This is a genomic window from Streptomyces sp. NPDC090088 (assembly GCF_044747345.1).
GTDB lineage: Bacteria > Actinomycetota > Actinomycetes > Streptomycetales > Streptomycetaceae > Streptomyces.
In genome coordinates this window covers 73,224-99,278 of sequence record NZ_JBIVDZ010000010.1, presented here as the reverse complement: position 1 = coordinate 99,278, position 26,055 = coordinate 73,224, and the positions used below count along the sequence as shown (strand labels likewise).

The 26,055-nt window shown below is 70.4% G+C and carries 22 protein-coding genes and 1 pseudogene; 18 read left to right on the top strand and 5 right to left on the bottom strand.

Annotation, left to right across the window (positions count from 1 at the left end; translation table 11 throughout):
• Positions 1-10: 10 nt before the first annotated feature.
• Positions 11-1,231 (bottom strand): NAD(P)/FAD-dependent oxidoreductase, encoded by a 1,221-nt coding sequence (locus ACIPSJ_RS40095; RefSeq protein ID WP_401353255.1) that lies wholly within the window; start codon positions 1,229-1,231, stop codon positions 11-13.
• A 1-nt stretch (position 1,232) separates the two neighbouring features.
• Positions 1,233-1,421 (bottom strand): ferredoxin, encoded by a 189-nt coding sequence (locus tag ACIPSJ_RS40090; RefSeq protein ID WP_401353253.1) that lies wholly within the window; start codon positions 1,419-1,421, stop codon positions 1,233-1,235.
• A 348-nt stretch (positions 1,422-1,769) separates the two neighbouring features.
• Here ACIPSJ_RS40090 and ACIPSJ_RS40085 point away from each other — a divergent pair, with 348 nt between their 5' ends.
• On the top strand, positions 1,770-3,125 hold the full coding sequence (locus tag ACIPSJ_RS40085) for a glutamine synthetase family protein (protein ID WP_401353251.1): 1,356 nt from the start codon (positions 1,770-1,772) through the stop codon (positions 3,123-3,125).
• A gap of 31 nt (positions 3,126-3,156) precedes the next feature.
• Positions 3,157-4,473: a cytochrome P450 gene (locus ACIPSJ_RS40080; RefSeq protein ID WP_401353249.1), complete on the top strand. Its 1,317-nt coding sequence runs from the start codon at positions 3,157-3,159 to the stop codon at positions 4,471-4,473.
• A gap of 558 nt (positions 4,474-5,031) precedes the next feature.
• Here the strand turns inward: ACIPSJ_RS40080 and ACIPSJ_RS40075 are convergent.
• A pseudogene (locus ACIPSJ_RS40075) lies at positions 5,032-5,232 on the bottom strand (LysR family transcriptional regulator); the annotation flags it as partial.
• 135 nt (positions 5,233-5,367) lie between these two features.
• Between ACIPSJ_RS40075 and ACIPSJ_RS40070 the strand changes: the two are divergent.
• The 8 genes from ACIPSJ_RS40070 to ACIPSJ_RS40035 all read left to right on the top strand — a co-directional run bounded on the left by ACIPSJ_RS40070 (position 5,368) and on the right by ACIPSJ_RS40035 (position 14,215).
• Positions 5,368-5,451 carry a putative leader peptide gene (locus ACIPSJ_RS40070; protein ID WP_401354038.1) on the top strand — a complete coding sequence of 28 codons (84 nt, stop codon included), beginning with the start codon at positions 5,368-5,370 and terminating at the stop codon, positions 5,449-5,451.
• Positions 5,452-5,784: 333 nt separating this feature from the next.
• On the top strand, positions 5,785-6,339 hold the full coding sequence (ssuE, locus tag ACIPSJ_RS40065) for an NADPH-dependent FMN reductase (protein WP_401353247.1): 555 nt from the start codon (positions 5,785-5,787) through the stop codon (positions 6,337-6,339).
• 5 nt (positions 6,340-6,344) lie between these two features.
• Complete coding sequence (locus tag ACIPSJ_RS40060) at positions 6,345-7,529, top strand: SfnB family sulfur acquisition oxidoreductase (RefSeq protein ID WP_401353245.1); 1,185 nt, start codon at positions 6,345-6,347, stop codon at positions 7,527-7,529.
• Between the two features lie 23 nt (positions 7,530-7,552).
• A complete protein-coding gene (locus ACIPSJ_RS40055; RefSeq protein WP_401353243.1) occupies positions 7,553-8,695 on the top strand; it encodes an LLM class flavin-dependent oxidoreductase in 1,143 nt (380 codons plus the stop codon).
• A 91-nt stretch (positions 8,696-8,786) separates the two neighbouring features.
• Positions 8,787-10,013: an acyl-CoA dehydrogenase family protein gene (locus ACIPSJ_RS40050; RefSeq protein ID WP_401353241.1), complete on the top strand. Its 1,227-nt coding sequence runs from the start codon at positions 8,787-8,789 to the stop codon at positions 10,011-10,013.
• 13 nt (positions 10,014-10,026) lie between these two features.
• Positions 10,027-11,250 carry an acyl-CoA dehydrogenase family protein gene (locus ACIPSJ_RS40045; protein WP_401353239.1) on the top strand — a complete coding sequence of 408 codons (1,224 nt, stop codon included), beginning with the start codon at positions 10,027-10,029 and terminating at the stop codon, positions 11,248-11,250.
• Positions 11,251-11,287: 37 nt separating this feature from the next.
• On the top strand, positions 11,288-12,673 hold the full coding sequence (locus tag ACIPSJ_RS40040) for an LLM class flavin-dependent oxidoreductase (RefSeq protein ID WP_401353237.1): 1,386 nt from the start codon (positions 11,288-11,290) through the stop codon (positions 12,671-12,673).
• 72 nt (positions 12,674-12,745) lie between these two features.
• Positions 12,746-14,215 carry an APC family permease gene (locus ACIPSJ_RS40035; RefSeq protein WP_401353235.1) on the top strand — a complete coding sequence of 490 codons (1,470 nt, stop codon included), beginning with the start codon at positions 12,746-12,748 and terminating at the stop codon, positions 14,213-14,215.
• A 1,082-nt stretch (positions 14,216-15,297) separates the two neighbouring features.
• Here the strand turns inward: ACIPSJ_RS40035 and ACIPSJ_RS40030 are convergent.
• Positions 15,298-15,570: a hypothetical protein gene (locus tag ACIPSJ_RS40030; protein WP_401353233.1), complete on the bottom strand. Its 273-nt coding sequence runs from the start codon at positions 15,568-15,570 to the stop codon at positions 15,298-15,300.
• On the opposite strand from ACIPSJ_RS40030, the gene ACIPSJ_RS40025 reads away from it, so the two are divergent.
• From ACIPSJ_RS40025 to ACIPSJ_RS40000, 6 genes are all read left to right on the top strand, one after another.
• The gene (locus ACIPSJ_RS40025; RefSeq protein WP_401353231.1) at positions 15,563-15,982 is read left to right on the top strand and encodes an IclR family transcriptional regulator; all 420 of its coding nucleotides are present in this window, start codon (positions 15,563-15,565) and stop codon (positions 15,980-15,982) included. The genes ACIPSJ_RS40030 and ACIPSJ_RS40025 overlap by 8 nt on opposite strands.
• A 239-nt stretch (positions 15,983-16,221) precedes the next feature.
• Positions 16,222-17,214 carry a phospholipase D-like domain-containing protein gene (locus tag ACIPSJ_RS40020; RefSeq protein WP_401353229.1) on the top strand — a complete coding sequence of 331 codons (993 nt, stop codon included), beginning with the start codon at positions 16,222-16,224 and terminating at the stop codon, positions 17,212-17,214.
• A 149-nt stretch (positions 17,215-17,363) separates the two neighbouring features.
• Positions 17,364-18,011 carry a tetratricopeptide repeat protein gene (locus tag ACIPSJ_RS40015; RefSeq protein WP_401353227.1) on the top strand — a complete coding sequence of 216 codons (648 nt, stop codon included), beginning with the start codon at positions 17,364-17,366 and terminating at the stop codon, positions 18,009-18,011.
• Between the two features lie 259 nt (positions 18,012-18,270).
• Positions 18,271-19,116 carry a PaaX family transcriptional regulator C-terminal domain-containing protein gene (locus ACIPSJ_RS40010; RefSeq protein WP_401353225.1) on the top strand — a complete coding sequence of 282 codons (846 nt, stop codon included), beginning with the start codon at positions 18,271-18,273 and terminating at the stop codon, positions 19,114-19,116.
• A gap of 194 nt (positions 19,117-19,310) precedes the next feature.
• Positions 19,311-21,341, top strand: a complete 2,031-nt coding sequence (locus ACIPSJ_RS40005) for an NAD(+) synthase (protein WP_401353223.1) — start codon at positions 19,311-19,313, stop codon at positions 21,339-21,341.
• A 419-nt stretch (positions 21,342-21,760) separates the two neighbouring features.
• Entirely contained in the window at positions 21,761-22,375 is a 615-nt protein-coding gene (locus tag ACIPSJ_RS40000) for a hypothetical protein (protein ID WP_401353221.1), read from the top strand.
• Between the two features lie 110 nt (positions 22,376-22,485).
• Here ACIPSJ_RS40000 and ACIPSJ_RS39995 read toward each other — a convergent pair whose 3' ends face one another.
• The gene (locus tag ACIPSJ_RS39995) at positions 22,486-23,175 is read right to left on the bottom strand and encodes a DUF6215 domain-containing protein (RefSeq protein ID WP_401353219.1); all 690 of its coding nucleotides are present in this window, start codon (positions 23,173-23,175) and stop codon (positions 22,486-22,488) included.
• A gap of 115 nt (positions 23,176-23,290) precedes the next feature.
• Here ACIPSJ_RS39995 and ACIPSJ_RS39990 point away from each other — a divergent pair, with 115 nt between their 5' ends.
• Positions 23,291-24,040, top strand: a complete 750-nt coding sequence (locus ACIPSJ_RS39990) for an alpha/beta fold hydrolase (protein ID WP_401353217.1) — start codon at positions 23,291-23,293, stop codon at positions 24,038-24,040.
• 56 nt (positions 24,041-24,096) lie between these two features.
• On the top strand, positions 24,097-26,022 hold the full coding sequence (locus ACIPSJ_RS39985) for a glycoside hydrolase family 5 protein (protein ID WP_401353215.1): 1,926 nt from the start codon (positions 24,097-24,099) through the stop codon (positions 26,020-26,022).
• Positions 26,023-26,055 lie beyond the last annotated feature (33 nt).

The window sequence follows — 26,055 nt, the reverse complement described above, 5'->3', positions numbered from 1 at the left end:
GGAGGGTTCCTTACACGGGGAGGGACACGGCGAGAGCGGGCTGCTTCAGCAGCTGGGCGCGGTAGCGGGCGGCACCCATGGCGGCGGCCTGGCCGCCGAGCGCGACGACGCCGGCGAGTCGGCCGTCGCGGTGGTAGCCGACGAGAACGTCGCCTTCCGGGTCGCCGTCGAGGATCCGGACGTCGTCCTTGCCGAGCACCGGTGCGCCGAAGGACTGGAGCCGGAAGTCGTGCTGGTCGCTCCAGAAGGTGGGCAGCGGCGCGAAGGGGGCCAACTCCCCTTCCTTCCCGGTGAGATGGGCGACGAGCGCCTTCGCGGCGTGCTTGGCCGTGTCCGCGGGGATCGACCAGTGCTCGACGCGGCGGGGCACGCCGTCGTAGCGGGCGTTGGGGAAGCGGGCGACGTCGCCCACCGCGACGACCTCGGGTCGGCCGCCGACCCGCAGTTGCTCGCAGGTGAGCACGCCGTCGCTGAGGTCGAGGCCGTTGCCCTGAAGCCACTCGACGTTGGCGACGGAGCCGACCGACTCCACGACCACGTCGGCGGGCAGCACAGTGCCGTCACCCAGGGTGACGCCGGTGACGCGGTCCTCGCCCTCGAACCCGGCGACCCCCGCCCCGAGTTCGAAGCGCACCCCGCGCTCCTCGTGCCGCTTGAGCAGGGCCTGCCCGAGCAGTTCGCCGAGCGGTCCCACCATGGGCAGGGACAGCGGATCGACGACGGTGACCTCACGGACGCCGAGTCCCACGGCGGTGGCCGCGACCTCGCAGCCGATGAATCCGGCGCCGACCACGACGACACGGGCGCCGGAGCGGATCAGCTCCTCGCGCAGACCCTGGGCGTCGTCGAGGGTGCGGACGGTGTGCCGACCGGCGAGCGGACCCGGGCAGCGCAACCGCCGGGGCCGCATGCCGGTGGCGACGACCAGTCCGTCGTAGGAGAGCCGCGAGCCGTCGTCGAGCACGACCGTGCGCTCGTCGAGCCGGGCCTCGACGACCGTCACGCCGAGCCGCCACTCCACATCGGCGGCGGCGGCCTTCGGGGTGAAGGCCAGCGACTCGAAGGGGGCCTTGCCGGCCAGGACCTCCTTGGACAGCGGAGGCCGGTTGTAGGGCATGTGGGGCTCGTCGCCGACGACCGTGATCGCACCGGTCCAGCCCGCCGCGCGCAGCTGTTCGGCGGCCCGGAGGCCACCCATCGAGGCGCCGGCGACCACGATACGGCCGCCCATGTCAGGCCTCGATCCGGATGGCCTGCAGCGGGCACACGTCCGCGGCCTCTTCGACCTCGTCGCCCAGCGCGTCGTGCGGGTCGGACACGTACGCCAGGTGGCCGACCTCGTCCATCGAGAAGACGTCGGGGGCCGCGAAGACGCACTGGCCGTGGTCCTGGCACTTGTTCATGTCGACGACGACCTTCACGGCCGGTCCTCCTGAGGGTGTGGGCGTCGGAGTACGGGAAAGGAGGGGAGGTGAGGGGGACCCGCGCGAGTGCGGCCGGGCCCCCGTGGCCAAAGGTGAACGGAAATCCGCACCCCTAACTCGTTTGGCTTCAAACAAGGTAGGCAGCCGGCCACCCGCGGTCAACACCTGTCCAGATGGATAACTTTTTGCGACGACCCCCTTGCGGGACGAGGGTCCTTCTCCATACCGTTCGGGCTCAAACGAGCTACTCCTGGAGGCCTTCTCCCTCCCCGCGCCACGGCTCGCGTCACCCCATCCCCACGGCCCCAGGCGCGGGGATCGCCCCACCCGTCCAAGGAGACATCGGTGAACGCATCCGATATTCCAGACATCCGCCTGCACATGGAGCGGCTCGCCGCCGAGGGCGTCGACGTGGTCAGGGTCGTCTACCCCGATCTGATCGGCACCGACCGCGCCCGCGACGTCCTGCTGGACCATCTGCCGGCGGCCTGCGACCATGGCCTCGCCTTCTGCCGGGCCGTCTACCACACCAGTCCGCAGGGCGATGTGGTCGCGGTCGCGGGCGGTCTGGACGCCGGGCTGCCGGACGTGACCGTGCGCCCCGACCTGTCCACCCTGGCCGTCCTGCCCTGGGAGCCCGGCGTCGCCGCCTGTCTCGGCGAGGTCACCGACCCGGCGACCGGGGCCCCGGCGCCCGAATCGCCCCGCGACCTGCTGCGCACGGTCCTGGCCCGGGCCACCGAGCAGGGGCTGCGCCCCGTAGTCGGCCCCGAACTGGAGTACTTCCTGCTGGAGCCCGCCCCCGGCACACCCACCGGCTGGCGCCGCTCCCCCGAGACCACCGGCTCCGTCTACACCGCCGGCCTGCGCGCAGACCCCGGCAACCACCTGCTGCGGACCCTGCGCCACCTGCGTGAACTGGGGCTCGGCGTGATCACCGGCAACCACGAGTTCGACGGCGGACAGTACGAGATCAACCTGACCCACTCCGCCGCCCTGGACGCCGCCGACCGTGCCTTCCGTTTCAAGGCGGCCGTGAAGGAACTGGCCCGCCAGGAGGGCAACATGGCCACCTTCATGGCGAAGCCCTTCGGCGACGCGGGCGGCTCCGGCTTCCATCTGCATCTGTCCTGCGACGACGCCGAGGACCGCAACGCCTTCGACGACCCGGCGGACCCCTACGGCCTCTCCGCCACCGCCCGGCACGCCGTGGCCGGCATCCTCGCCCATGCCCCCGCGCTCGCGGCGCTGGCCAACCCGACCGTGAACTCGTACAAACGCTTCGGTCCCGACACCCTCGCGCCCTGGCTGATCGACTGGGGGCTCGACAACCGCAGCTCCATGGTCCGCATCCCGCCTGAGCGCGGCAGCGGGGCCCGGCTGGAGCTCCGGCTCGGCGACGCCAGCGCCAACCCGTACCTGCTGATCGCGGGCACGATCGCGGCGGCCCTGCTCGGTGTCCAGGCCGGCGAGGAACCCCCGGCCCCCCTGGAGGGCTACGGCTACGACACATCCCGTTCCGACCTGCTCCCGCAGACCCTGTCCGCCGCGCTCGACGCGCTGGAGGCGGATGCCGCCCTGACCGAGGTGCTCGGCAAGGCCTTCACCACTTCCTTCCTCACGTACAAGCGCGACGAACTCGCACGCTTCGGCCGGCATGTCACGGACTGGGAGTTCACCGAATACGCCTACCACCTGTAATCCCCCGAAGCCCCCAAGGAAACCTGCCATCATGACCAGCCCCACCGTTCCCGTCACCCCCGCCAGCGCCGCCGAACTGCGCGAGCGCCTTGCCGAGCCCCTCGCGCTGAGCGACGTCGACCTCGCCGACCTGGACAACTACACCGATCCCACCAGGCCCTGGCGGATGTTCCACACCCTGCGCCACGAGGACCCTGTCCACTGGACCCCCGAGGACGCACCCAACTCCGGCTTCTGGGCCGTCACCCGGCACGCGGACATCGCCACCGTCGACCGCGACCCCGAGACCTTCACCTCCACGAAGTTCGTCAACCTCGAAGAGCTCGACGACGACCAGATCAAGAAGCGCGCCTCCATCCTGGAGATGGACGGAGTCCGCCACCGGGCCCTGCGCAGCGTCATCCAGCGCCAGTTCGGGGCCAACGTCATCAACGGCTACAGCGACTTCCTGCGCGGCCTGACCGCGCAGACCCTGGACGCGGCCCTGCCCAAGGGCACCTTCGACTTCGTCAACGAGGTGTCCGCCGACTTCCCCATCAACGTGCTGGCCCGGCTCCTCGACGTACCGCCGGAGGACAACCAGCAGCTCATCGACTGGGGCAACCGCATGGTCGGCAACACCGACCCCGACTACGCGGACGTCCTGCTGGAGAGCGCCGAGAGCGAGAGGTACAAGGATCTGCCCTTCCGCTCCCCGGCCGCCCTGGAGGTCTTCGAATACGGCCGCGACCTCGCATCCCAGCGCCGCGGCAAGAACGGCACGGACATCGTCTCCCGACTCGTCAACGAGACCCCGCGCGACGGCGTTCCGCTCTCGTCGCAGGACTTCGACAACTACTTCCTCCTGCTGGTGGTCGCCGGCAACGAGACCACCCGGCACACCATGTCCCACGCCATGCTCGCGCTGCTCCAGCACCCCGAGCAGCTGGCCCGCCTCAAGGACGACCCGTCCCTGATCCCCACGGCGGTCGAGGAGTTCCTGCGCTGGGCCTCCCCCGTCTACCACTTCCGGCGCACGGCGACCCGCAACGTCGAACTCGGCGGCAAGCAGGTCAAGGAGGGCGACAAGGTCGTCATGTGGTACGCCTCGGGCAACCGCGACGAGCAGGTCTTCGGCAACCCCTACGACTTCGACGTCGCCCGCGAGAACAACGACCACGTCACCTTCGGCAAGGGCAGCCCGCACCTGTGCCTGGGCAACCTGCTCGCCCGCACCGAGATCCGCATCATGTTCGAGGAACTGATCCCGCGCCTCGCCGACATCCGCCTGACCGGCGAAGTCCCGCGCGTCCGCTCCAACTTCGTCAACGGCATCAAGCACCTTCCAGTCGAAGTCACCCTGGCCTGACGGCCCACCACCAAAGAACGCTGACGCGCCTCATTGCCTCGGGGGCGCGGCAGTTCTGTTTGCACCACGGCGGGCGTCAGCGTTCGCTATCGATGCGGACGTGGGAGATATGGCCCGGGAATGTCATGGATCAGGCGGACACCGGACGAGAACCCATCTCTGCACGGGCGCGCCGCAGATCCGCGAAGGGGCACCCAGCCGACGACAGGCCTTCGGAAGAAGAAGACAGCGGACCTGTGTCACGCGGAGGCGCTCAACGGCACCTGTCGCAGATGAAACAGCCAGGATACCGAAGGAATCCCATGTGGATCTGCCCAGGAAGCCGCCTACACCACCCTCCACCGCACACAACCGCACTGGTTATGCACTCCGCTGGGTGACGGAGCGATCAGGGTCATACACCCCGCCATTGCGCCTGCCCGCAACGGGGCGATCACGACGGCTTCACCATCTCCGCGCTCTTCCGGGCCCGCCTGGCCGACCTTGCCGACCTCGCCGGTGACAGGATGGTCTGGAAACCGCGCTTCCTGCCGCACACCGGACAGGGCAATGCGGCTGATGCGATGTTGTTTCCCGGCCGGCCGTGCTCAGCGCTGCGCCCAAGCACCTGCGCTCCAGCAGGTCTGCTCCGCGTTCCTGTTCCAGGTTGCGCACTGTCTCACTCGACGCCGGCCGGAACAGGCGCAGTTCGTCGGCCGCCCGGCGGAGTGAACCGAGCCGGGTCACTGCCGCCATGTATTCGAGTTGTTCGGTCCGCACCGTCACAGAATGCCTGGGAACCCAGCTGGTTCAAGGTTTTCCCTGTCATACCTTCGCGAAATTCAATGGTCCGGCATGCGAGAACGGCCGGATCTTCCTTGACGGTGCGCGCGGGCTATTGCCACAATCACCAGCATGATGATGGGACTGGATCTCACGAGGCGACGCCACGTCGACCTCGCGCGCGTTTCCAGCGCTTCCTGTTGTCCCGAGGCCTGAATCCTCACCGATCACCGGCCGCCGGGTTTCTCTTGGCGTGTGAACCGAATTCTCATTCCGCTGCCGGAATTCGACGCGCAGTGATCGAGATCGGGTACCGCGCGGGCGGCGAAATCGCCGCCTCGCCGTTCGTGCTGATCGACAGCTGAAGCCCGGCGCCGAATTCTCCCGCTCGGCTCCCGCACCCCGAGGGGCGCCGGAGCGCAAGTCTGGATGTCATCCCCTTCCGCCCCCTGAGACCGGCCTCGATCTCAGGACAGGCCCGTCTGCACCCGCGTCCGACTCCTCCTGTCACGCTCGCCCGACGGGCACCCGCAGAGAAACCAGGTACCCATGGCCACCGTTCTGTCCGTCTCCGGCAGCCCCTCCGCGTCCTCGCGCACCGGACGCCTGTTGCGCCACCTGAATCAGTGGCTGACCGCCCAGGGACATGAGGTGATCGCGCTCGACGTCCGTACGATCCCGGCCGAGGCCCTGCTCGGCGCGGACTTCCGGCATCCCGCCGTCGTCGAGGCGACCGAGCTGTTCGCCCGCGCCGATGGAGTCGTAGTCGGCACTCCTGTGTACAAGGCGTCGTACTCCGGTGTCCTCAAGGCGCTCTTGGACTTGTTGCCGCAGTACGCCCTCGCCAACAAGACGATCCTGCCGCTGGCCACCGGCGGTTCCGCCGCGCACGTCCTCGTCATCGACTACGCGCTGCGCCCGGTGCTCAGCTCCATGGGTGCCGCGCACATCGTGCCGGGCTGGTTCGTCCTGGACAAGGACATCACTGTAGGGGAGGACGGCTCGCTCGGCGTCGCCCCCTCCACTGCGGAGGCTCTGGGACAGGTCGTGCACCAGTTCTCGGCGGCCCTGGAACGCACCGCGCAGCTCGCGGCGGTGAGCTGAGCGCCATGACCGCACATGTCATCACCGACGAGGCGGAGGCACTCGCCGTCGCCGCTGCCCTGGCCGACGACTTCCGCATCGGGGCCGCCGAGCGCGACGCCGAACGGCGCCTCCCGCGCGCCGAGTTGGATCGGCTGTCCGCATCCGGACTGCTTGCCGTGACCGTGCCCGCCGAGTACGGCGGCGCCGATGTGAGCGCGCGGACCCTCGCCGAGGTCTTCCGGCTGCTCGGCTCCGCCGACGGCAGTCTCGCCCAGATCCCGCAGAGCCATTTCGTCTACGCCAATGTGATCCGCCGTCAGGGCACCGAGCCACAGCGCACGTTCTTCTTCGCCGAACTGCTGGCCGGCCGCCGCTTCGGCAACGCGCAGTCCGAGGCGGGCACCAAGCATGTGCAGGACTTCCGCACACGCCTGGAGCGCCGCCCCGACGGCTTCCACGCCCTGAACGGCGTCAAGCACTACTGCACCGGGGCTCTGTTCGCTGACTGGATCCCCGTGCTGGCCTGTGCCGAGGACGACAACATGTACGTCGCCTTCGTCCCCCGGACTGCCCCCGGCGTCACGGTGATCGACGACTGGGACGGCATGGGCCAGCGCACTACCGCCAGCGGAAGCGTCCGCCTGGACGGCGTCCTCGTGCCCGCCGACCGGGTCCTGCCCCATCACCTCACCTTCCAGGGCCCTCAACTCCACGGAGCCATAACCCAGTTGTTGCACGCTGCCATCGACGTGGGAATCGCGGGCGGCGCACTGGCCCAGGCCGTGGAGTTCGTCCGCACCAAGAGCCGCGCCTGGTTCGAGAGCGGCCTCGAGACCGCTGCCGAAGACCCTCTGCTGATCCAGCGCTTCGGTGAACTCGCCATCCAGCTCCGGGCGTCCGAGGCGCTGCTGCGTGAGGCCGCGGGCGCGGTCGACGCCGCCCGCGGCCACCTCACCGACGACACGGCCGCCGAGGCCTCCATCGCAGTCGCGGTCGCCAAGGTGCGGGCAGCGGAGGCCGCCGTCGACGTGGCCAGCGCCCTGTTCGAGGTGTCCGGTACCCGCTCGGCGCTCAACTCCACCAATTTGCACCGGCATTGGCGCGACGCCCGCATCCACACCTTGCACGACCCGCCCCGATGGAAAATCCAGCACATCGGCCGGTACGTGCTGAGCGACATCCGCCCGCCCCGTCACGGCCTTCTCTGACACCCCCCGAACGGAGACCCGACGTGTCCCTCACCTTCCACTGGTTCCTGCCCACCAACGGCGACAGCCGGAACGTCGTCGGCGGTGGCCATGGCACCTTGACTACCGCCGCCGGCCGGGACCGACCGCCGACCGTCGCCTACCTGAGCCAGATCGCCCGCGCCGCCGAGGACCTCGGCTTCGTCGGCGCGCTCACCCCGACCGGCGCCTGGTGCGAGGACGCGTGGCTGACCACCGCCATGGTCAGCCAGCAGTCCGAACGGCTGAAGTTCCTGGTCGCCTTCCGGCCCGGCGCCGTCTCGCCGACCCTCGCCGCACAGATGGCGTCGACCTTCCAGCGGCAGACCGGCGGACGGCTGCTGCTGAACGTGGTAGTCGGCGGCGAGAGCCACGAGCAGCGCGCCTACGGCGACTTCCTGGACAAGGACGGCCGCTACCGCCGTGCCGACGAATTCCTGCACATCGTACGGGCGCTGTGGGAGGGCAAGAGCGTCGACCTGCAAGGAGAGCACCTCCAGGTCGAGAACGCGCGGCTGGTCCCGGTGCCCGATTCCGTGCCGGAGATCTACTTCGGCGGCTCGTCACCGATCGGCGGCGAGATCGCCGCGCGGCACGCCGAGGTCTACCTGACCTGGGGTGAGCCGCCCGCGGCGGTCGCCGAGAAGATCGCCTGGATCCGGAAACTGTCCGCGGAGCAGGGCCGCACACCGCGCTTTGGTATCCGGCTCCACGTCATCACCCGCGACACCGCCGAGCAGGCCTGGGCCGAGGCGAACCGGCTGCTCGACGGCTTCGACCCGCAGACCGTTCGGTCCGTCCAGGACGGCCTCGCCCGCAGCGAGTCCGAGGGACAGCGGCGCATGCTCGAACTGCACGGCGGCAGCCGGGACGGGCTGGAGATCCACCCCAACCTCTGGGCCGGCATCGGCCTGGTGCGCGGCGGCGCCGGCACGGCTCTGGTGGGCAGCCATCAGGAAGTCGCCGAACGGATCGAGGAATACCACGCTTTGGGCATCGACGAGTTCGTGCTCTCCGGCTACCCGCACCTGGAGGAGGCCTACTGGTTCGGCGAGGGGGTCCTGCCCCGGCTGGCCGCGCGGGGGCTGTGGCGGCATCCGCTCGGCAGGACGCCGACGCCCTCAGCACAGGTTCCCTTTACCGGCTGACCCCGCGCGCGGCCGTATCCGGTCTCTCGTCGCCGCGACGCCCGCGGCGGGCTGCTCCCTCGCCTTCTTTTCCACCCACGGAAGGATTTCCATGACCACATCCACAACGTTCCTCCGCTCACCCTGGAACGGACGGGCCGGCGACGCCGAACTCGAACAGTGGCGGCAGGTGGCCGCACGGGTCGCCGACCAGCTCGCGCCGGGCGCGCTGCGGCGTGACCGGGGCAATGAACTGCCTGTCGACGAACTCACTCTGCTGCGATCCAGCGGGCTGGTGAACCTGCTCGTTCCCGAGGCCGCGGGCGGGGCCGGCGCTCACTGGGAAACGGCCTTCCACGTCATACGGACCATTGCCCGCGCCGACGCCTCGATCGGCCAGATCCTCGGCTACCACTATTTCAACCAGGCGTGCGTCACCTTCTACGGTGACGACGAGGACCGTCGGCTGGAGTGGTACCGGGTGAGTGCGGCGAACCGGTGGCTGTGGAGCGACTCCTTCAACCCGGTCGACCCGGACCTGACCCTCACCTTCGACGGTTCCGGCCACCGGCTGAACGGTACGAAGCGTTTCGCCACCGGCGCGCAGGTCGCCGATGTCATCGTGGCCGGTGCGGTTCCCGACTCCGGGCCGTTCGCCGGCCGACTGGTGGTGTTCGCGGTCCCGAACGACCGCGCGGGGATCGAGCACCTGGGTGACTGGGACAATCTGGGCTACCGGGCCTCGGCGAGCAGCTCGGTCCGGTACACCGACGTGGCCGTCGAGACCGCCGACGTCATCGGCGTGGACAACGATGAGCCGTTCTCGTCGATGGTGACGCCGGGTGTGCAACTGCTGTTCGGCAACATCTACCTGGCGATCACCCAGGCGGCGCTGGCCCACGCGCGCACCCTCACGCTGGCCCGGCCGAACGCGTGGTTCCTCTCCTCCGTGGACCGCTACGCCAACGACCCGGTCCTGCACCGAGTCATCGGCGAGCTGGTCGCGCGCACCGCGGCGGTCGAGGCACTGGCCGACGCGTTGAACCGCCGCTTCGGCGATGTCGTGGGCCGTGGGGGTGCCGTTTCGGCCGAGGACCGGGCCGAGATCGAGGTCGCCGTCGCGGCGCTGAAGGTGGTCGCCACCGAGGTCGGCCTGGACGCGACGAGCCGGATCTTCGAAGCCACAGGTGCGAGTTCCACAGCCAGCCGCAACGGCCTGGACCGGTACTGGCGCGACATCCGCACGCACAGTCTGCACGACCCGGTCGAGTACAAGAAGATCGAGGTCGGCGCCCACTATCTCACCGGGGCCGTGCAGCCGGTCTCGCTGTACACCTGAGGGGGGTTCGGTCATGACTTCCCCGACCACGGTGGCAGGGGCTTTCGGCGGGCTGCTCGCCAAGTACCGTCCGGTGATCGACCGGATCGCCGCGGGCGCGGCGGAACGGGAGCTGAGCCGCACGCTGCCGGTCGAACAGATCCAGTGGCTGAAGGAGTCCGGCTTCACCGCCGCTCGGGTGCCGGCCCATCTGGGTGGGGACGGCGCCGGTATGCCGGAACTATTCGGCCTGCTCGTCGAGCTGGCCGCTGCGGACCCGAACGTGGCTCAGTCCCTGCGCGGGCACTTCGCCTTCGTCGAGGACCGGCTGTACGCGCCCGACGGCGCTGAACGCGACGCCTGGCTGCGCCGGTTCGCGGCGGGCGAGATCGTCGGCAACGCCGTGACCGAGGTCGGCGGCGTCGCGCTCAGTGGCACGGCGACCCGCCTCGCCCCGGCGCCGGGCGGCGGCTGGACGATCACCGGACGCAAGTACTACGCGACCGGCAGCCTCTTCGCGGAGTGGATCGACGCCACCGCGCTCGACCCGGACGGCACCGAGGTCGCCGTGCTCGTCGCCACCGGCACCGACGCGGTCGTCGTCACCGACGACTGGACCGGCTTCGGCCAACGGCTCACCGGCAGCGGCAGTGTCGTGTTCGACCGTGCCCCCGTCCGTGCCGGGCACGTCCAGCCCTTCACCCGGCGCTTCCCCTACCAAACGGCCTTCTACCAGCTGGTTCTCGACGCGGTACTCGCCGGCATAGCCCGTGCCGCCGAACGCGACCTCGCCACCGAGGTGGCCCGGCGTACCCGCAGCTACAGCCACGCCAACACGCCGCTGGTCCGGCAGGACCCACAGATCCTCGAACTGGCGGGCCGGGTCAGTGCGACCGCGTTCGCGGCGGAGGCCGCCGTCGAGAAGGCGGCGCGCGTCCTGCGGACCGCCGCCGACGCTCGTGGCCAGGACGCCGAGACGGTCACCGTAGCCCGAAGAGAGGCGGAACTCGCGTCCGCACAGGCACAGCTGATCACGGCGGACGCCGCGGTCGACAGCGCCTCACGGATCTTCGACGCCCTAGGAGCATCCGCCACCGGCACCGCCGCGGCACTGGACCGGCACTGGCGCAACGCCAGAACGGTCCGCTCCCACAACCCCGTCGCCTTCAAGGCCCGCATCATCGGGGACGCGCTGATCAACGGCTCCGAACCGCCCTATGAGTGGTCCGTCGGCACACCCCAGATCCCCTCCTCATGACGTCCCATCAGCCGGCAAACCACCACCGGAGTCCCTCGTGGCCGCCTCATCCCGACACCTCACCCTGAACGCCTTCACCATGAACACCGTCGGGCACCTCTCACCCGGCTCCTGGCGGCACCCGCGCGATGCTTCGCGCCGCTACACCGATCTCGGCTACTGGACCGAGCTGGCCCGCACCCTGGAACGCGGACTCATCGACGCGGTCTTCATCGCCGACGTACTGGGTGTGTACGACGTGTACCAGGGCAGCCGCGACCCGGCCGTACGCACGGGTGCTCAGCTGCCGGTCAACGACCCCCTGCAACTCGTGCCCGCGATGGCCGCCGTGACCGAGCACCTCGGCTTCGGCATCACCGCCAGCGTCTCCTTCGAGCATCCGTTTCCGTTCGCACGGCGGATGTCCACACTCGACCACTTGACCCGTGGCCGGGTCGGCTGGAACGTCGTCACCTCCTACCTCAACAGCGGCGCGCTCAATCTCGGGGTGGACGGGCAGGTCGCGCACGACCGGCGCTACGACATCGCCGACGAGTACCTCGAAGTCTGCTACAAGCTGTGGGAACACAGCTGGGACGACGACGCCGTACGCGCCGACGGCGCCGCCGGAGTTTACGCGGACCCGGACAGGGTGCACGCGATCGAGCACGAAGGCGAGTTCTTCCGGGTGCCCGGCATCCACCTCAGTGAGCCGAGCCCCCAGCGCACCCCGGTGATCTACCAGGCCGGAGCGTCACCGCGGGGCCGGCGCTTCGCCGCCCGGCACGCCGAGAGCGTCTTCACCGCCGCACCCAGCAAGACGGTCCTCGCGGCACAGGTCGCCGCGATCCGCGACGCGCTGCGGGAGGCCGCGCGCGACCCGCACAGCGTGAACGTCCTCAACCAGCAGACGGTGGTCCTCGCCGAAACGGACGCCGAGGCCCAGCGGCTGATGGACGAGTACCTGCGGTACGCGTCCCCCGAGGGCGCACTGGCCCTGCTGTCCGGCTGGACGGGCATCGACCTGGCCGCGCTGGGCGAGGACGAAGCCCTGGTGAACCAGCACTCCGAGGCGATCCAGACCACCGTCAAGGCGTTCAGCTCCGCCGACCCCACGCGGCGCTGGACCGTCCGCGAGCTCGCGGACTTCGCCCGGGTCGGCGGTGATGGGCCGGTCTTCGTCGGTTCCCCGACAACCGTTGCCGACCAGCTGGAGACGTGGGCCGAGGAGACCGGAGTGGACGGCTTCAACCTCGCCGCCGCCGTGGTTCCCGAGACCTTCGAGCAGGTTGTGGACCTGCTCGTGCCGGAGCTCCAGCGCCGCGGCCGCTACAAGCGCCGCTACGAACCCGGAACCCTACGACACAAGCTGACGGGTAAGGGCGCGCGCGTGGCCGACGACCACACCGCCGCGCGGGTGTCGATCCCGACACGGCAGCGTTAGCGGCAACCCTTCGCCGCAGAACCACTCACCGAAATTCCACTCAATCCACTCAAGTAAAGAGGAAGACTCCCCATGCCCACAGACGACGTACAGTCACCAGAGACCAACGCGGCACCATCTGACGCAACTGCACCACTGGACGAGACATCCCCCGACGCGGACAGAACCCGGCTGCGCGGCAACCTCGGCGTCGCGAGCATCGTCTTCATGGTCGCCGCGGCGGCCTCACCGCTCGGCGTGATCGGAGGCCCGGTACCGCTCGGCATAGCCCTCGGTGACGGCACGGGCTTCCCGGCGAGCTATATCCTCGCCGGCCTCGTGCTCCTGCTCTTTGCCGTCGGCTTCACCGCGATGTCCCCCTTCGTGAAAGACGCCGGGGCGTTCTACTCCTACATCGAGCGCGGCTTCGGACGCGGCACCGGTCTGGGTGCGGGCTTCGCCGCACTGCTGTCCTATCTCACCCTGGAAGCCGGCGTGTACGGCCTGATCGGTCCGGGGATCGACTCACTGCTCGTCAGTTATCACGTGCCGAGCCAGCCGTGGTGGCTGTACGCCGGTCTGACCTTCGCCGTGGTGGCCTTCCTCGGCCATCGCAACATCGAGTTGTCCGGGAAGGTGCTCGCCGTCGGCCTGGTCGCCGAGGTGCTCATCGTCGTCGTGTTCGACGCGGTCGTCGTTGTCACAGGCGGCGACAGCGGCCTGTCCACGGGGATCGTCGACCCCGAACGGATCACCTCCGGGGCGCCCGGCATCGGCATCCTCTTCGCTGTCCTCAGCTTCATCGGTTTCGAGGCCACGGCCGTCTTTCGCGACGAGGCACGCGACCCGGAGCGTACCGTCCCCCGGGCGACCTACCTCTCCCTGACTCTGGTCGGCCTCTTCTACGCCGTCTCCAGCTGGGCGCTGGTCACCGCTGTCGGCGACCGACACGCCGTACGGACCGCCACTGACAACAGCGGATCGATGCTCGCTGACGCCACCGAACGCTACTTGGGCACCGTCGGCGAGCACATCATTCAGGTGCTCTTCGTCACCAGCCTGTTCGCCTGCATCCTGTCCTTCCACAACATCGTCGCCCGGTACGTCTTCACACTCTCCGGCAGCGAGGCCCTGCCCTCAGGCCTCGGTGTCGCACACCTGCGGTTCCGTTCCCCGCATCGCGCCTCCGCGGCCACGGCCGCCGTCGTCGTCGTGCTCTTGCTGATTTCCGCGCTCGCCGGTCTCGACCCGATCAGCCAGGTCTACACCTGGCTGGCGGGCTTCGCATCGGTCGGTGTCGTACTGCTGTACGGGCTCACCTGCGCCGCCGTCGTGGTGTTCTTCGCCCGCCGCCGCGAACACCGCACCAGTTCCTGGAAGAACACCGTCGCTCCGGCCCTCGGCCTGGCCGGTCTGGTGTTCTTCTTCGCACTCATCCTGAGCAACCTGACCACACTTGTGGGAGGTAGCACTCCGCTGGCTATCGGAATCCTCGCACTGCTGGCGCTCTCCCTGCTGCTGGGCCCGGTCGTCGCCCGACGCCGCGTGAACAACAAGCGCTGACGGATGCGAAACGAAAAGACAACCGTGCGCTCCCCCACGCTCAAGTCACTCGGATCGGTACAGGCGAAATCACCGGACAGTTAAGGCAGTTGATAAATTCAAGGCCAGAGCCCAGATCGCGCAAGCCATAACCACAGATGTCGCTCGTCCAGGGTTCCGAACCGCACGTCTCCGCGTTCAAGGTCGGCGAGGACGGGCCAGCAGTCCGACATCTCCTGTCTCACATCGCCCGAGGCCAGGTACTGCACGGAGTTGTAGGGCACGAGGGTCTGCCGCAGGTTCGGGTGACAGGTTGACCTGCCCCACCTCTGAGGTTCCAGTTCTGGTGGCTGACTGACAGCCCTTCACGGAAGGCCGGCAGTCATGCCCCGTCCCTGTCTTCCGGAGTTCCGGGCGCGCGCCATCGCGCCGATCCACGCCGGCAAGCAGGCCGAACAGACAGCGGTGGAGCTCGGCATCCATCCCGTCACGTTGTCGAAGTGGTTGCGGTCGGCCAGTTTCGGGCCGGGGCTTCAACGAGAAGTGACGTGCCCGCCGTCAGGATGGCCGGGCTGCCGCCAGAGACCCGGTTCCATGACCTCAAGCACTTCTACACGTCTCAGCTTGGCGCTCCGGTCAGCACGATCCGAAGACGGTACAGGCTCTCAGCAGACACGCACGGTTCGCCGAGACATGGGAGACGTATGACCACCCGCTGCGAGCCGTGGAGGGCGTAGCCGTCACGACCTTCAGCGGTTTGTTCACCCCATTGGATCCGCACGGGGAACCAGCGGCCTGATGGCGAGTCCGGGAAATTGACTTGCCCCGATCCGCCCCCCAATGTGAAAGACTCCCCGGCGAGCGAGGCTAATCATCGCGGCATGAGGGCACGCCGACCCGCGGAACGGACGAAGTACTCGATTCGCCCCCGATTCGACCCTGCGAGTGCAGGACCAGAAGGCCACCTCTCCCGGTCTCGGCAGGAGCGGTGAAGCGAACTGAACACCACGTAGCAGGCAGCAAGGTGCTGACCAGGGGTTTTCCGTCCGACGGAAGTCCTATTCCCGTTGTCCCGGCTGCCAGCAGCAGGCCTCGGGGGTGCGTTACCAGAGGTGGACGAGACTGACGGCCTCGAAGTCGTCGCAGTCGGCACGGCGGTCGAGCATCGCCAGCGGACCGTCCAGGGCGGCCTGGTTCAGCGGGGCTTCGGGATCGAGGGCCTGCCGGGCGAGGGCCCGGGCCGCGCCGGGGGTGGCCTGGCCGACCTGCCGGAGCAGTGCGGCACGCCATACGGCGGGTCGTCTCCGTTCGGCTTCGCGCGGCGCGGCCGTGCACCTGGCGCTGCGCCACGCCGACCAGGCCGTGTACGTGGACAAGCTGGAGGGGCTGCGCGCCTACCAGATGCGCTCCCGCGTGGGCCTGGCGATCCCACCGCACTCCACCGGCATCGGCAAGGCGCTGCCGGCCGCACTCCCCACGGACGAGGTAAGGAGCATCCTGCGAAGGTCGGGGACACCGGCCGTGACCCCGCACACCATCGACGACCCGGACGAACTGCTGCGCCACCTCGCCGAGATCGCCCGCCGCGGCCACGCCGTCGGCAACGAGGAGAACGAGCTGTCCACTCGGTGCGTCGGGGCGACTGTGCACGACTACCGCGACACCCCGGTCGGCGGTATCAGCGTCTCGTCGACGGCCTTCGAATCGGACGAGCGGTGCGTCCGGGTGCTCGCGCCGCTCGTCGTCGGCGTGGCCGGCGAGATCTCCCGGGCGCCCGGCCGCCGCTGATCCACCGTCAGCGGGGCCACCGCGCGGGCCGGCCCGCGATCGGCTACGAAGATTTTGCGTTCTCGCGGGACGCTCATGAACCGGCCGCCACCTGCACGGAGTCTACTTTGTCCGGCGGTACGGCCCCCAGGTAACGGCGAGTTCACCAGCCCTCTCTTCCTCGGCAGTCTACGCGCGTGGTGTCATGCACACGCTCACCCACCCCCCACGTGAGCGTCTACTCGACTAGGAGTCACGCAATGCTGTCGAAGCTTCTCGGTCGCGCGGGTGTCGCCCTGGCCGCCAGCGCGGCCGTGGTCGCCACCGCGGTCCCCGCGAGCGCCGCGAGCTACACCGCGTTCGCCTTCTCGCTCAGCAGCAGCGAGCCCACGATCTACGACTTCATCAACTCGGCCACCAGCTCGCTCGACATGACGATGTACGAGCTGGAGGACACCACGGCCGTCAACGACCTCATCGCCCTGGAGAACAAGGGCGTCACCGTCCGGGTCGTCCTGGACCGCCAGCACAAGAGCGCCAACAACTCCGCCTACACCTCCCTCACCAACGCGGGCGTGGGCGTGGTGTGGTCGTCGTCCAGCTTCGTCTACACGCACCAGAAGACGATCACGGTGGACGCCACCAAGTCGCTGGTCCTGACCGGCAACCTGACCTCGCAGTACTACTCGACCGGCCGGGACTACGGGGTGTTCACCGACGACACCCGCGATGTCGCCGCGATAGAGAAGGTCTTCGCCGCCGACTACGCCGGCACCTCGATCACCCCCACCGACGGCGACCACCTCCTCTGGTCCCCCACCGACTCGCGCAGCCGCCTGCTGTCCGTGATCAACGCCGCCACCACGACGCTGGACGTCGAGGAGCTGGAGTTCAGCGACAGCACGGTGGTCGACGCGATCGCCGCCAGAGCCGAGGCCGGCGTGAAGGTACGGGTGGTCCTGGAGACGCCCGCCGACTACTCCAGCGAGGTCTCCGAGATCGAGGACGCCGGCGGCACAGTGGTCGGCTACTCCGACCCCGACGGGTTCTACATCCACGCCAAGGCCATGGTCGCCGACTACGGCCTGTCCACCCAGGAGGTGGAGGCCGGTTCGATGAACATCAGCAGCAACTCCCTCTCCAACAACCGCGAGCTGGGCATCATCCTCACGGGCACGGGGGTCGCGCAGTCGGTGGCCACGACCATCGAGACCACGTTCAACAGCGACTACGCGGGCGGCACCGCCGCGTGACGCCACAGACCCTCGCCCCGGCCGCGTGATCGCGCGGCCGGGGCGAGGGCCGTCCCGGGTGCCCCGGAAAAATGCCAGGTCCCGACGGGCACGCGGAGATACCCTCGCCCCGCGCATCGTCATCGTCGCCGTACGGGGAGGGGCCGTTCATGCCGGGGCAGGACTGGGTCGCACAGACGGAAGAGTTGTTCGAGGCCGCGATGTTCGGCGGGGACACGGCGGCGCTGGACGCGTCCGACGACGCGCTGGACGCGGTCGAGGCGGCCCTGTGCATGGCGCGGGGAAAGGTGCTGCACGTCCGCTTTCTCGACGACCGCGTGGAGAACGGCCGGGAACCGGAACTGTTCGAGCGCGCTGCCGAGTTGTACCGACGGCTGGGCGACACGTCGGGTGAGGCGGACGCGCTGTTCTGGGTCGGGTGCTGGCACCAGGTGGTGGAGGGCGACGGCGCCACCGGCGGGCCGTACTTCGAGCGGTCGTACACGCTGGCGCGCTCCGTCGGCGACCGCAGGACGATGTCCTACGCGATCCGCCATCTCGCCTTCGCCGACAAGGACGCGGGCCGCTTCGACCAGGCACGCGAGCGGTTCACCGAATCGGTGGCGCTGCGCCGGGAGATCGGGTTCCGCCCCGGGGAGGCGGCCGGACTGGTGGCGCTGGCCTACCTCGCGGCCGAGACCGGTGACGCGCCGACGGCGCTCCGGCACCTCGACGAGGCGCAGTCGGTCGCCGAGGAGTGCGACGCCAAGGCCGTCCTGGGGTGGATCGAGGAGGCCCGCACACACCTCCGCGCCTAGCGCCGGGAGCCGGCCGGACCGGCGGGGCGACTCCAGTGCGCGCGGGACCCACCCGCGCCAAGGAGTCCGAGCCCATGACGCACCGCACCCGCCGTCGTACGCTCATCGCCCTCGCGACCCCGTCTCGGCGGCGCGCCGCACCGCGGACGAGTCGAGCGCCCACCCCGTCCGTACGGCCTGTCCCACCCGGGCGACCAGCACCGGACGTGAGATCACCCGGGCCGCCGCACGTCCGGCCGGGGGCCGTAATCTTGCGCACGTGACAGCCGAGATCGCGCCAGAGTCCCCGGAGCCCCTGGACACCCCGCAGCTCCGGCCGCAGTCGCTGCTGCTCGCCTTCTTCGGCAACCACGTGCTGGAGCAGGGCCCGCTGGGCGTCTACTCAGGGAGCATCATCACGGTCCTGGGGCGGGCGGGCGTCGGCGAGCAGGCGGTGCGCTCCACGCTCACCCGCATGGTCAACCGGAACCTGCTGCAGCGGCAACGGCAGGGCCGCAAGATGTACTTCGGCCTGACGCCGTCCGCCACGCAGATCCTCCAGGACGGGCGGCGCCGCATCTGGCGGACGGGAGCCGTCAACGACGACTGGGACGGCTCCTGGACCCTGCTCGGCTTCTCGCTGCCCGAGTCCTGGCAGCGGCAACGGCACGATCTGCGCTCACAGCTCGGCTGGTCCGGCTTCGGGCCGCTCTACAGCGGACTGTGGATCGCGCCGGGCCGGGTGGACGTCTCCGCCGTCGTCGCCGAACTCGGGCTCTCCGCCCATGTGAAGATCTTCCACGCGCTGGCCGACGAGGCGACGGACATCGACCTGATGATCCGCGACACCTGGGACCTGGGGTCGATCGCCGACCGGTACGAGGACTTCCGCACCCGCTGGGAGGCCTGGCACCCCGGATCCGGCGACGACGCCGTCGTCACCCGGCTGCGGCTGGTCAGCGAGTGGCTGGACATCATCCGCACCGACCCCCGGCTGCCCGTCCGGCATCTGCCGGCCGACTGGCCGGCCCACCGCGCGGAGGCGACGTTCCACCGGGTCGCCGCCGAGACCGAGGCTCCCGCCCGCCTGATGGCCGCGGACCTCCTGGACACCGTCCCCCTCTGACCCGCCGGGCCCTGCCGACGGCCGCGCGGCCCCGTACCTGGGGCGGAATCCCCTGGTCAGGGCCGAGATCGTCGGGCGATCTATGCTTCTTGGAGCAGGAAGTCCGCCGGACCGTCGAAGGAGAGGCCGCCCGTGTACGGCGACACCCTCCGTCCGGCGTCCGCACCGTGTTCGTCTCTCCCGAGGAAGCCCCGTTGAACTTCTGGTCGATCTATGAGCACGGCTTCGCGCGCGTCGCCGCGTGCACGGGCCACACCGTCATCGCCGACCCGCTCGCCAACGCCGAGGCGGTCCTGCGCCAGGCACGCCGTTGTGCCGAGGACGGAGCCGCCGTCGCCGTCTTTCCCGAGCTCGGCCTGACCGGCTACTCGATCGAGGACCTGCTGCTGCAGGACGCGCTGCTGGACCAGGTCGAGGAGGCGGTCGCGACGGTGGTGGCCGGGTCGGCCGGCCTGCTGCCGGTGCTCGTCGTCGGCGCCCCGCTGCGTCACCGCAACCGGATCTACAACTGCGCGGTGTTCGTGCACCGGGGCCGGATCCTCGGGGTGGCACCCAAGTCGTACCCGCCGAACTACCGGGAGTTCTACGAGCGCCGCCAGATCGCCTCGGGCGACGACGAGCGGGGCGGCACGATCCGGATCGGCGGCGAGAACCTGCCGTTCGGGACCGACCTGCTGTTCGAGGCGGAGGACGTGCCCGGGCTGGTGCTGCACGCCGAGATCTGCGAGGACATGTGGGTGCCGGTGCCGCCGAGCGCGGAGGCGGCGCTCGCCGGGGCCACCGTGCTGGTGAACCTCTCGGGCAGCCCGATCACGGTCGGCAGGGCCGAGGACCGCAAGCTGCTGTGCCGCTCCGCGTCGCAGCGCTGCCTGGCCGCGTACGTCTACGCGGCGGCCGGGCTGGGCGAGTCGTCCACCGACCTGTCCTGGGACGGCCAGACCATGATCTACGAGAACGGCGCGCTGCTCGCCGAGTCGGACCGGTTCCCGCTCGGCGACCAGTACGCGGTGGCCGACGTGGACCTGGACCTGCTGCGTCAGGAGCGGGCCCGGATGGGCTCCTTCGACGACAACCGCCGTACCCACGCGGCCCGCACCGGCGGCTTCCGTACCGTCGCCTTCCGGCTCGACCCGCCGACGGCCGACCTGGGCCTGCGCCGCCGCGTCGAGCGCTTCCCGTTCGTGCCGGCCGACCCGGAGCGGCTCGCCCTCGACTGCTACGAGGCGTACAACATCCAGGTCGCGGCGCTCCAGCAGCGGCTGGCGGCGATCGGCGGCCCGAAGGTGGTCATCGGGGTGTCCGGCGGCCTCGACTCCACGCACGCGCTGATCGTGGCCGCGCGGGCGATGGACCGGGCGGGCCGTCCGCGCGGCGACATCCTGGCCTTCACGCTGCCCGGCTTCGCCACCGGCGAGCACACCAAGGGCAACGCGCACCGGCTGATGAACTCGCTCGGTGTCACCGCGGCGGAGCTGGACATCACGCCGACCGCGCGGCTGATGCTCAAGGAGATGGGCCACCCGTTCGCCGCCGACGAGCCGGTGTACGACATCACCTTCGAGAACGTCCAGGCGGGGCTGCGCACCGACTACCTGTTCCGGCTCGCCAACCAGCGCGGCGGCATCGTCCTCGGCACCGGCGACCTGTCCGAGCTGGCGCTCGGCTGGTGCACCTATGGTGTCGGCGACCAGATGAGCCACTACAACGTGAACTCCGGGGTGCCGAAGACGCTGATCCAGCATCTGATCCGCTGGGTCATCAGCAGTGAGCAGTTCGACGCGGAGACCGGCGAGACCCTCGCCGCGATCCTCGACACGGAGATCAGCCCGGAGCTGGTGCCGGGCGAGGAGCTGCAGTCCACCGAGTCCAAGATCGGGCCGTACGCGCTGCACGACTTCACCCTCTACCAGGTGCTGCGGCACGGGTTCCGGCCGTCGAAGATCGCCTTCCTGGCCTGGCACGCCTGGCACGACCGGGAGGCGGGCGCCTGGCCGCCCGGCTTCCCCGAGGGTGACCGGAAGGCGTACGACCTGGCGGAGATCCGGCACTGGCTGGAGTACTTCTGCCGGCGCTTCTTCGCCTTCGCCCAGTTCAAGCGCTCGGCCATGCCGAACGGCCCGAAGGTGTCGGCGGGCGGTTCGCTCTCGCCGCGCGGCGACTGGCGGGCCCCGTCCGACAGTTCGGCGAAGGCCTGGCTGCGCGATCTGGCCCGGATCCCGGACTGACGCCCCGGGGTGGCGCGCTCCCGATGTGGAGCGCGTCACCCGTCTGCGCTAGAGTCGATCTTGTGCTCGACACCCCGACTCGGGGCGGCGGGCGACGCGTTGGTGGTCCAAGGAAGGACGCCCCGCTTCCTGCGGGGAGATGCAGGTGCAAGGCCTGCCCGGCGCTCCGGCACAGGAGGCCCGCCTCCGTTCTCACGGAGGCGGGCCTCTTCGCGTGCGCGGATCCCGGCGTCGGCCGCGCGCACCCTTACGGGCGAAAGTTCCGCCGACACTCGGAAGGACGCTTGACTCGGAGCAAAAGACCAGTTCAGGGACGTGGTGTCGAAAGGCGGGGCGACACCTGGGCCGGGGTACCGGTTGCGGCGCCCGGCACCGCTTCACACGGTGGGCGCAACAACAGCAGTCCTGAAAGGAAACCCATGCGCGCCCTAGTCTCCCGCGGCCTCCTCGTCTCCCCCCTGGTCTGCGCCGCCCTGGTCCTCGGCCCGGCCGCCGCCTCCGCTGCCGCCGCCGACGGCGGCCGAGAAGCGTCGGGACCCGGTGTCGCGCAGACGGTTCCTCGGTCCGGCACCGACATCGCCTCGCTCCTGGACCGCGTCGAGGCGATGGACACGACGCGGTACGACCGCGCCCTGACCCCGCTTCTGGACACGCTGCCCGACCTCATCACGGCGCACGGCACCCGTCTCGACCCGGACCGGGCCGCCGCCTACGCCAAGGCGGTACGGGAGTGGAGCAGCACCGTGCAGCAGCGGCTGCGGCACCTGGAGCCCGGCGCCGCCGACCGCGCGCACCGGACCCCGACCCGAGCCGCCGATCCCGTCACGGACCTGCTGAACGCGGTGCAGGCCGCCGTCGACGGCCTGCTCGGCTCGCTGACCTCGCTGGACCTCGGCGGGGTGGTGAGCGCCGTCACCGGGCTGCTCGCCCCGATCCTCAGCGCGGTCACCGGCCTCCTCGGCGCGGTGCCCGACCTGCCGGCACTGCCCGCCGTGGACACCCTCACCTCCGCCACGACGACCGTCACACCGTGAGGCACTGACACCGCCCCGCAGGGGTGGCCGGGAATCCGGCCACCCCTGCCTCACGTCCGGTCCCTCCCGCGGCCCCCGGCCGTCAGTCCTCTCCCGCGCCCTTCCGGCCGTCAGCTCCCGGTCCAGCCCGGGACAGTGGGCAGGACCCGCTCGGCGGCCCGTACGAGGGCGGTGTCGTCGGGCAGTACGTCGTCCTGCCGCCAGATCGAGACCTCGAAGGTGCCCTTGCCGTCGTCCTTGGCGTGCTTCGAGACGAGGACGCAGCGTGCCGTGCCGCCGGGTCCCGTGGTGGCCTTCCCGCCGCCGAGGTTGAAGCCGATGGAGATGGTCGGGCTGGAGTAGAGGACCGCCGGGTGCCCCTGGATGGTCGTCTTCCGTGCGTCGCCCATCAGGTCGCCCATCTCGGCGACGGTCAGGTCCTCGTACGATGCCGACAGCTTCACGGTGTAGGTGTCCAGCGACACCGTCGCGTCGGGGTCGGCGATCTCCCCGCCGCCGGCGAGGGTGATCCAGTCCCCGCTGCCGCTGGCGGACTCGGCCTGTTCCCCGGGGGTTCCCAGCAGGGCCGGCAGGTCCGGGCGGTTCAGTGCCTTGCACAACCGCGCGCCGGATATGTAGCGGGCCGGGAGGCGGTCGGTCGACTTCGAGCAGGCCGCCGGCTCACTGGTCACGCTCTTCTGGTGGACGAACTTGCTCTGGGCCCACAGGCCCCCCACGACGACCGCGAACAGCCCCACCGCCGCGATCGCCTGAACCACCGGTCTGCCGTCCTTTTCCGGCGCGCCGATACCATCGGTCATGTCCCCCACCCCCGCTGTGCGTCCCCTGTGCGCCACGGAGCCTAACCGATGTTCACGGGTACGGCACCGGCCGCACACACCCCTCGGTGGCCGCCGATTCCCGCGGCGGTGTTGGATGGCTGGAGCAGCCTGGGTGCCGGAGGAAGCAGAGGTGGACGGGGTGGCCGACGGACGGGTCGTCGAGGCGGGCGGGGGCGCCCTGGTGGTGCGTCGCGCACCGCGGGAGAGGGCGCGCGCGGCGGTGCTCGTCCTGCACGGCGGTCAGGAGAACGGCCGCCGTCCGGCCCGCCCTTGGCAGCCGGCCGCCCTGCGCATGCGTCCCTTCCTGAGCGCCGCGGCCTCGGTCTCCTCGCCCCGTGACGTGCTGATCGGCCAGGTGCGCTACCGCTACCGGGGCTGGAACGACGACGCCGACCCGCTCCAGGACACCCTGCGCGCCCTCGACGAGCTGCGCGGCCGGGCCGGGGACGTCTCCGTGGTGCTGGTCGGCCACTCGATGGGCGGCCGGGCGGCGCTGCGCGCGGCGGCCGATCCGTCGGTGCGCGGGGTGCTGGCGCTGGCGCCGTGGTGCCCGCCCGGCGACCCCCTGGCCGGTCTCACCGGGACGCGGATCATCGTCCTGCACGGGGACCGGGACCGGGTCACCGAGCCCGCCGACTCGGCCACTTATGTGCGCGGGGCCCGCGAGGCCGGGGCGCAGGCCGGGATGGTGCTGCTCAGGGGCGGCGACCACGCGATGCTCCGCCGCAGCCGTGACTGGCATCGCGCCTCCGCCGCCGCCATCAGGCGGCTGCTGCGGCCCGAACGCGACCTGGAGGGCTGGACGGCGGAGGCCTGCGAGACGGACGGGCCGCTTCTGCGCTGACCCTCGCCCTGATAAGGTGCCACGCCCCCACGCGGCATCCACCTTGAGGACGGCTGATGTCGATCACGAAGTCGCTCACCGCATCGCTCAGATTTGTCACGTACCTGACAGTGACGCTCCTGGTTCTCGCACTCTCCGGAACCGCCCCCGCGACCACGGTGTCGCGCTCCCCCGACCTGGCACCGGCCGCGTCGGCGACCGGCACCTGGCAGCCCCCGCTGTCCACCCGGGGCCGCTACATCGTCGACGCCGACGGGAACCGCTTCCGGCTCAAGGCCGCCAACTGGGACGGCGCCCAGGGCTCCTGGACCGGCAGCGGCAGCATCAGCGACCCCGCCCAGCACCACGCCGGCCAGGACTCCTACGGCATCCCCCTCGGCCTGGACCGCGCAACGCTCCCCCAGCTCCTCGCCGACTTCCAGGCGCTCGGCATCAACAGCGTCCGGCTCCCCTTCTCGAACGAGATGATCCACACGACGGCCGCGGTGCCGGACGCCGCGGTCGCGGCCAATCCGCAGCTGCGCGGAGAGACACCCCTGGAGGTCTACGACGCCGTCGTGGCCGCCCTCACCGGTGCCGGCTTCGCCGTCATCCTCAACAACCACACCAACACGTCCCGTTGGTGCTGCGGCGTCGACGGCAACGAGCGCTGGAACAGCGGCCAGTCGACCCAGCAGTGGGCCGACGACTGGGTCTTCATGTCCCGCCGCTACGCCACGAACCCCCGCGTCGTGGGCGCCGACCTCTACAACGAGGTGCGCCGGGACGTGCTCGACGACCCCAACTGGGGCCTGGGCGACGCCCATGACTGGTACGCGGCCGCCCAGCTCGCCGCCGACCGCATCCTCACCGAGGGCAACCCGAACCTCCTCATCGTCATCGAGGGCATCAACTGGACGGGGCTGCCGGTCGACGGACTCCCCCACGACCGCCCCACCCTCAAGCCGGTCCGCACCCTCTCGAACACCCTGGTGGACGCCCACAAACTCGTGTACTCCGCCCACTTCTACGGCTACACGGGTCCCCGGCACAGCGGCGCCACCGGCATCGGCGAGACCAGCGATCCCCGCTACCAGGACCTGAGCCGCGACGACCTGTACCAGGCCCTCGCCGACGAGGCCTTCTTCGTCACCACCGAGGGCAAGCACTACACCGCCCCCGTGTGGGTCAGCGAGTTCGGCATCGGGGCGAACGAGACCGGGACGGCCGCCCGCACCTGGTTCGGCAACATCACCGACTACTTCGCCGACCACGACACCGACTTCGCCTACTGGCCGCTGGTGGGCTGGGAGGGCCACGACGACTGGGCGCTGCTGCGCTACGACACCGCCGGGCACCGCTCCGGCCTCCTCGACGGAGGGGACTGGCGGGCCACCGCGTGGGACCGCCTGATGAACACCCCGGGCCGCACCGGGTACATCGCGCCGGGGACGACCTGGCGCATGCTGTCCACGGACCACGGCGACCAGGTCGAGTCGCTGCGGGTGCGGACGAACGGCGACTGGGACTCGGGGGCCTCCAAGGCGGCCTGCCCGGACGGGCTGCGGCTCATCGGTCTCGCGCACTCCGGCGGGCGCGGTCTGTGCACCGACGCGACGGCGGGCGACCTGCGGGCCGCGGGCACCGCCCAGACGGTCGTGACCGACGAACGGTACGTTCCGGCGGGCGGCGACTGGGCCTCCGGGTACACCAAGTTCCAGTGTCCCGCAGGCCAGTTCGTCATCGGGTACAGCCGGCGTGGTGAGCGGGTGTCGGCGGCGTTGTGCGCGCCCGCCGGCCGGACGCTGGGAACCGGTGGCCGGACGCTGTGGTTCGACCGGTCCGACAACCGTCCCGCCGACGGCGCGGGCGACGACTACGCGTACGGCGCCTACAAGGGCCAGTGCGCGGCCGACGAGTACCTCGCCGGAATCGCCTTCACGACCAGGGTGGGCAGTACGCCCGGCCCGGCCGCCGTGCGGTGTGTCCCGCTCCAGCCCTGAACACCGTCGAGGCCCCGTCCCGGACGGGGCCTC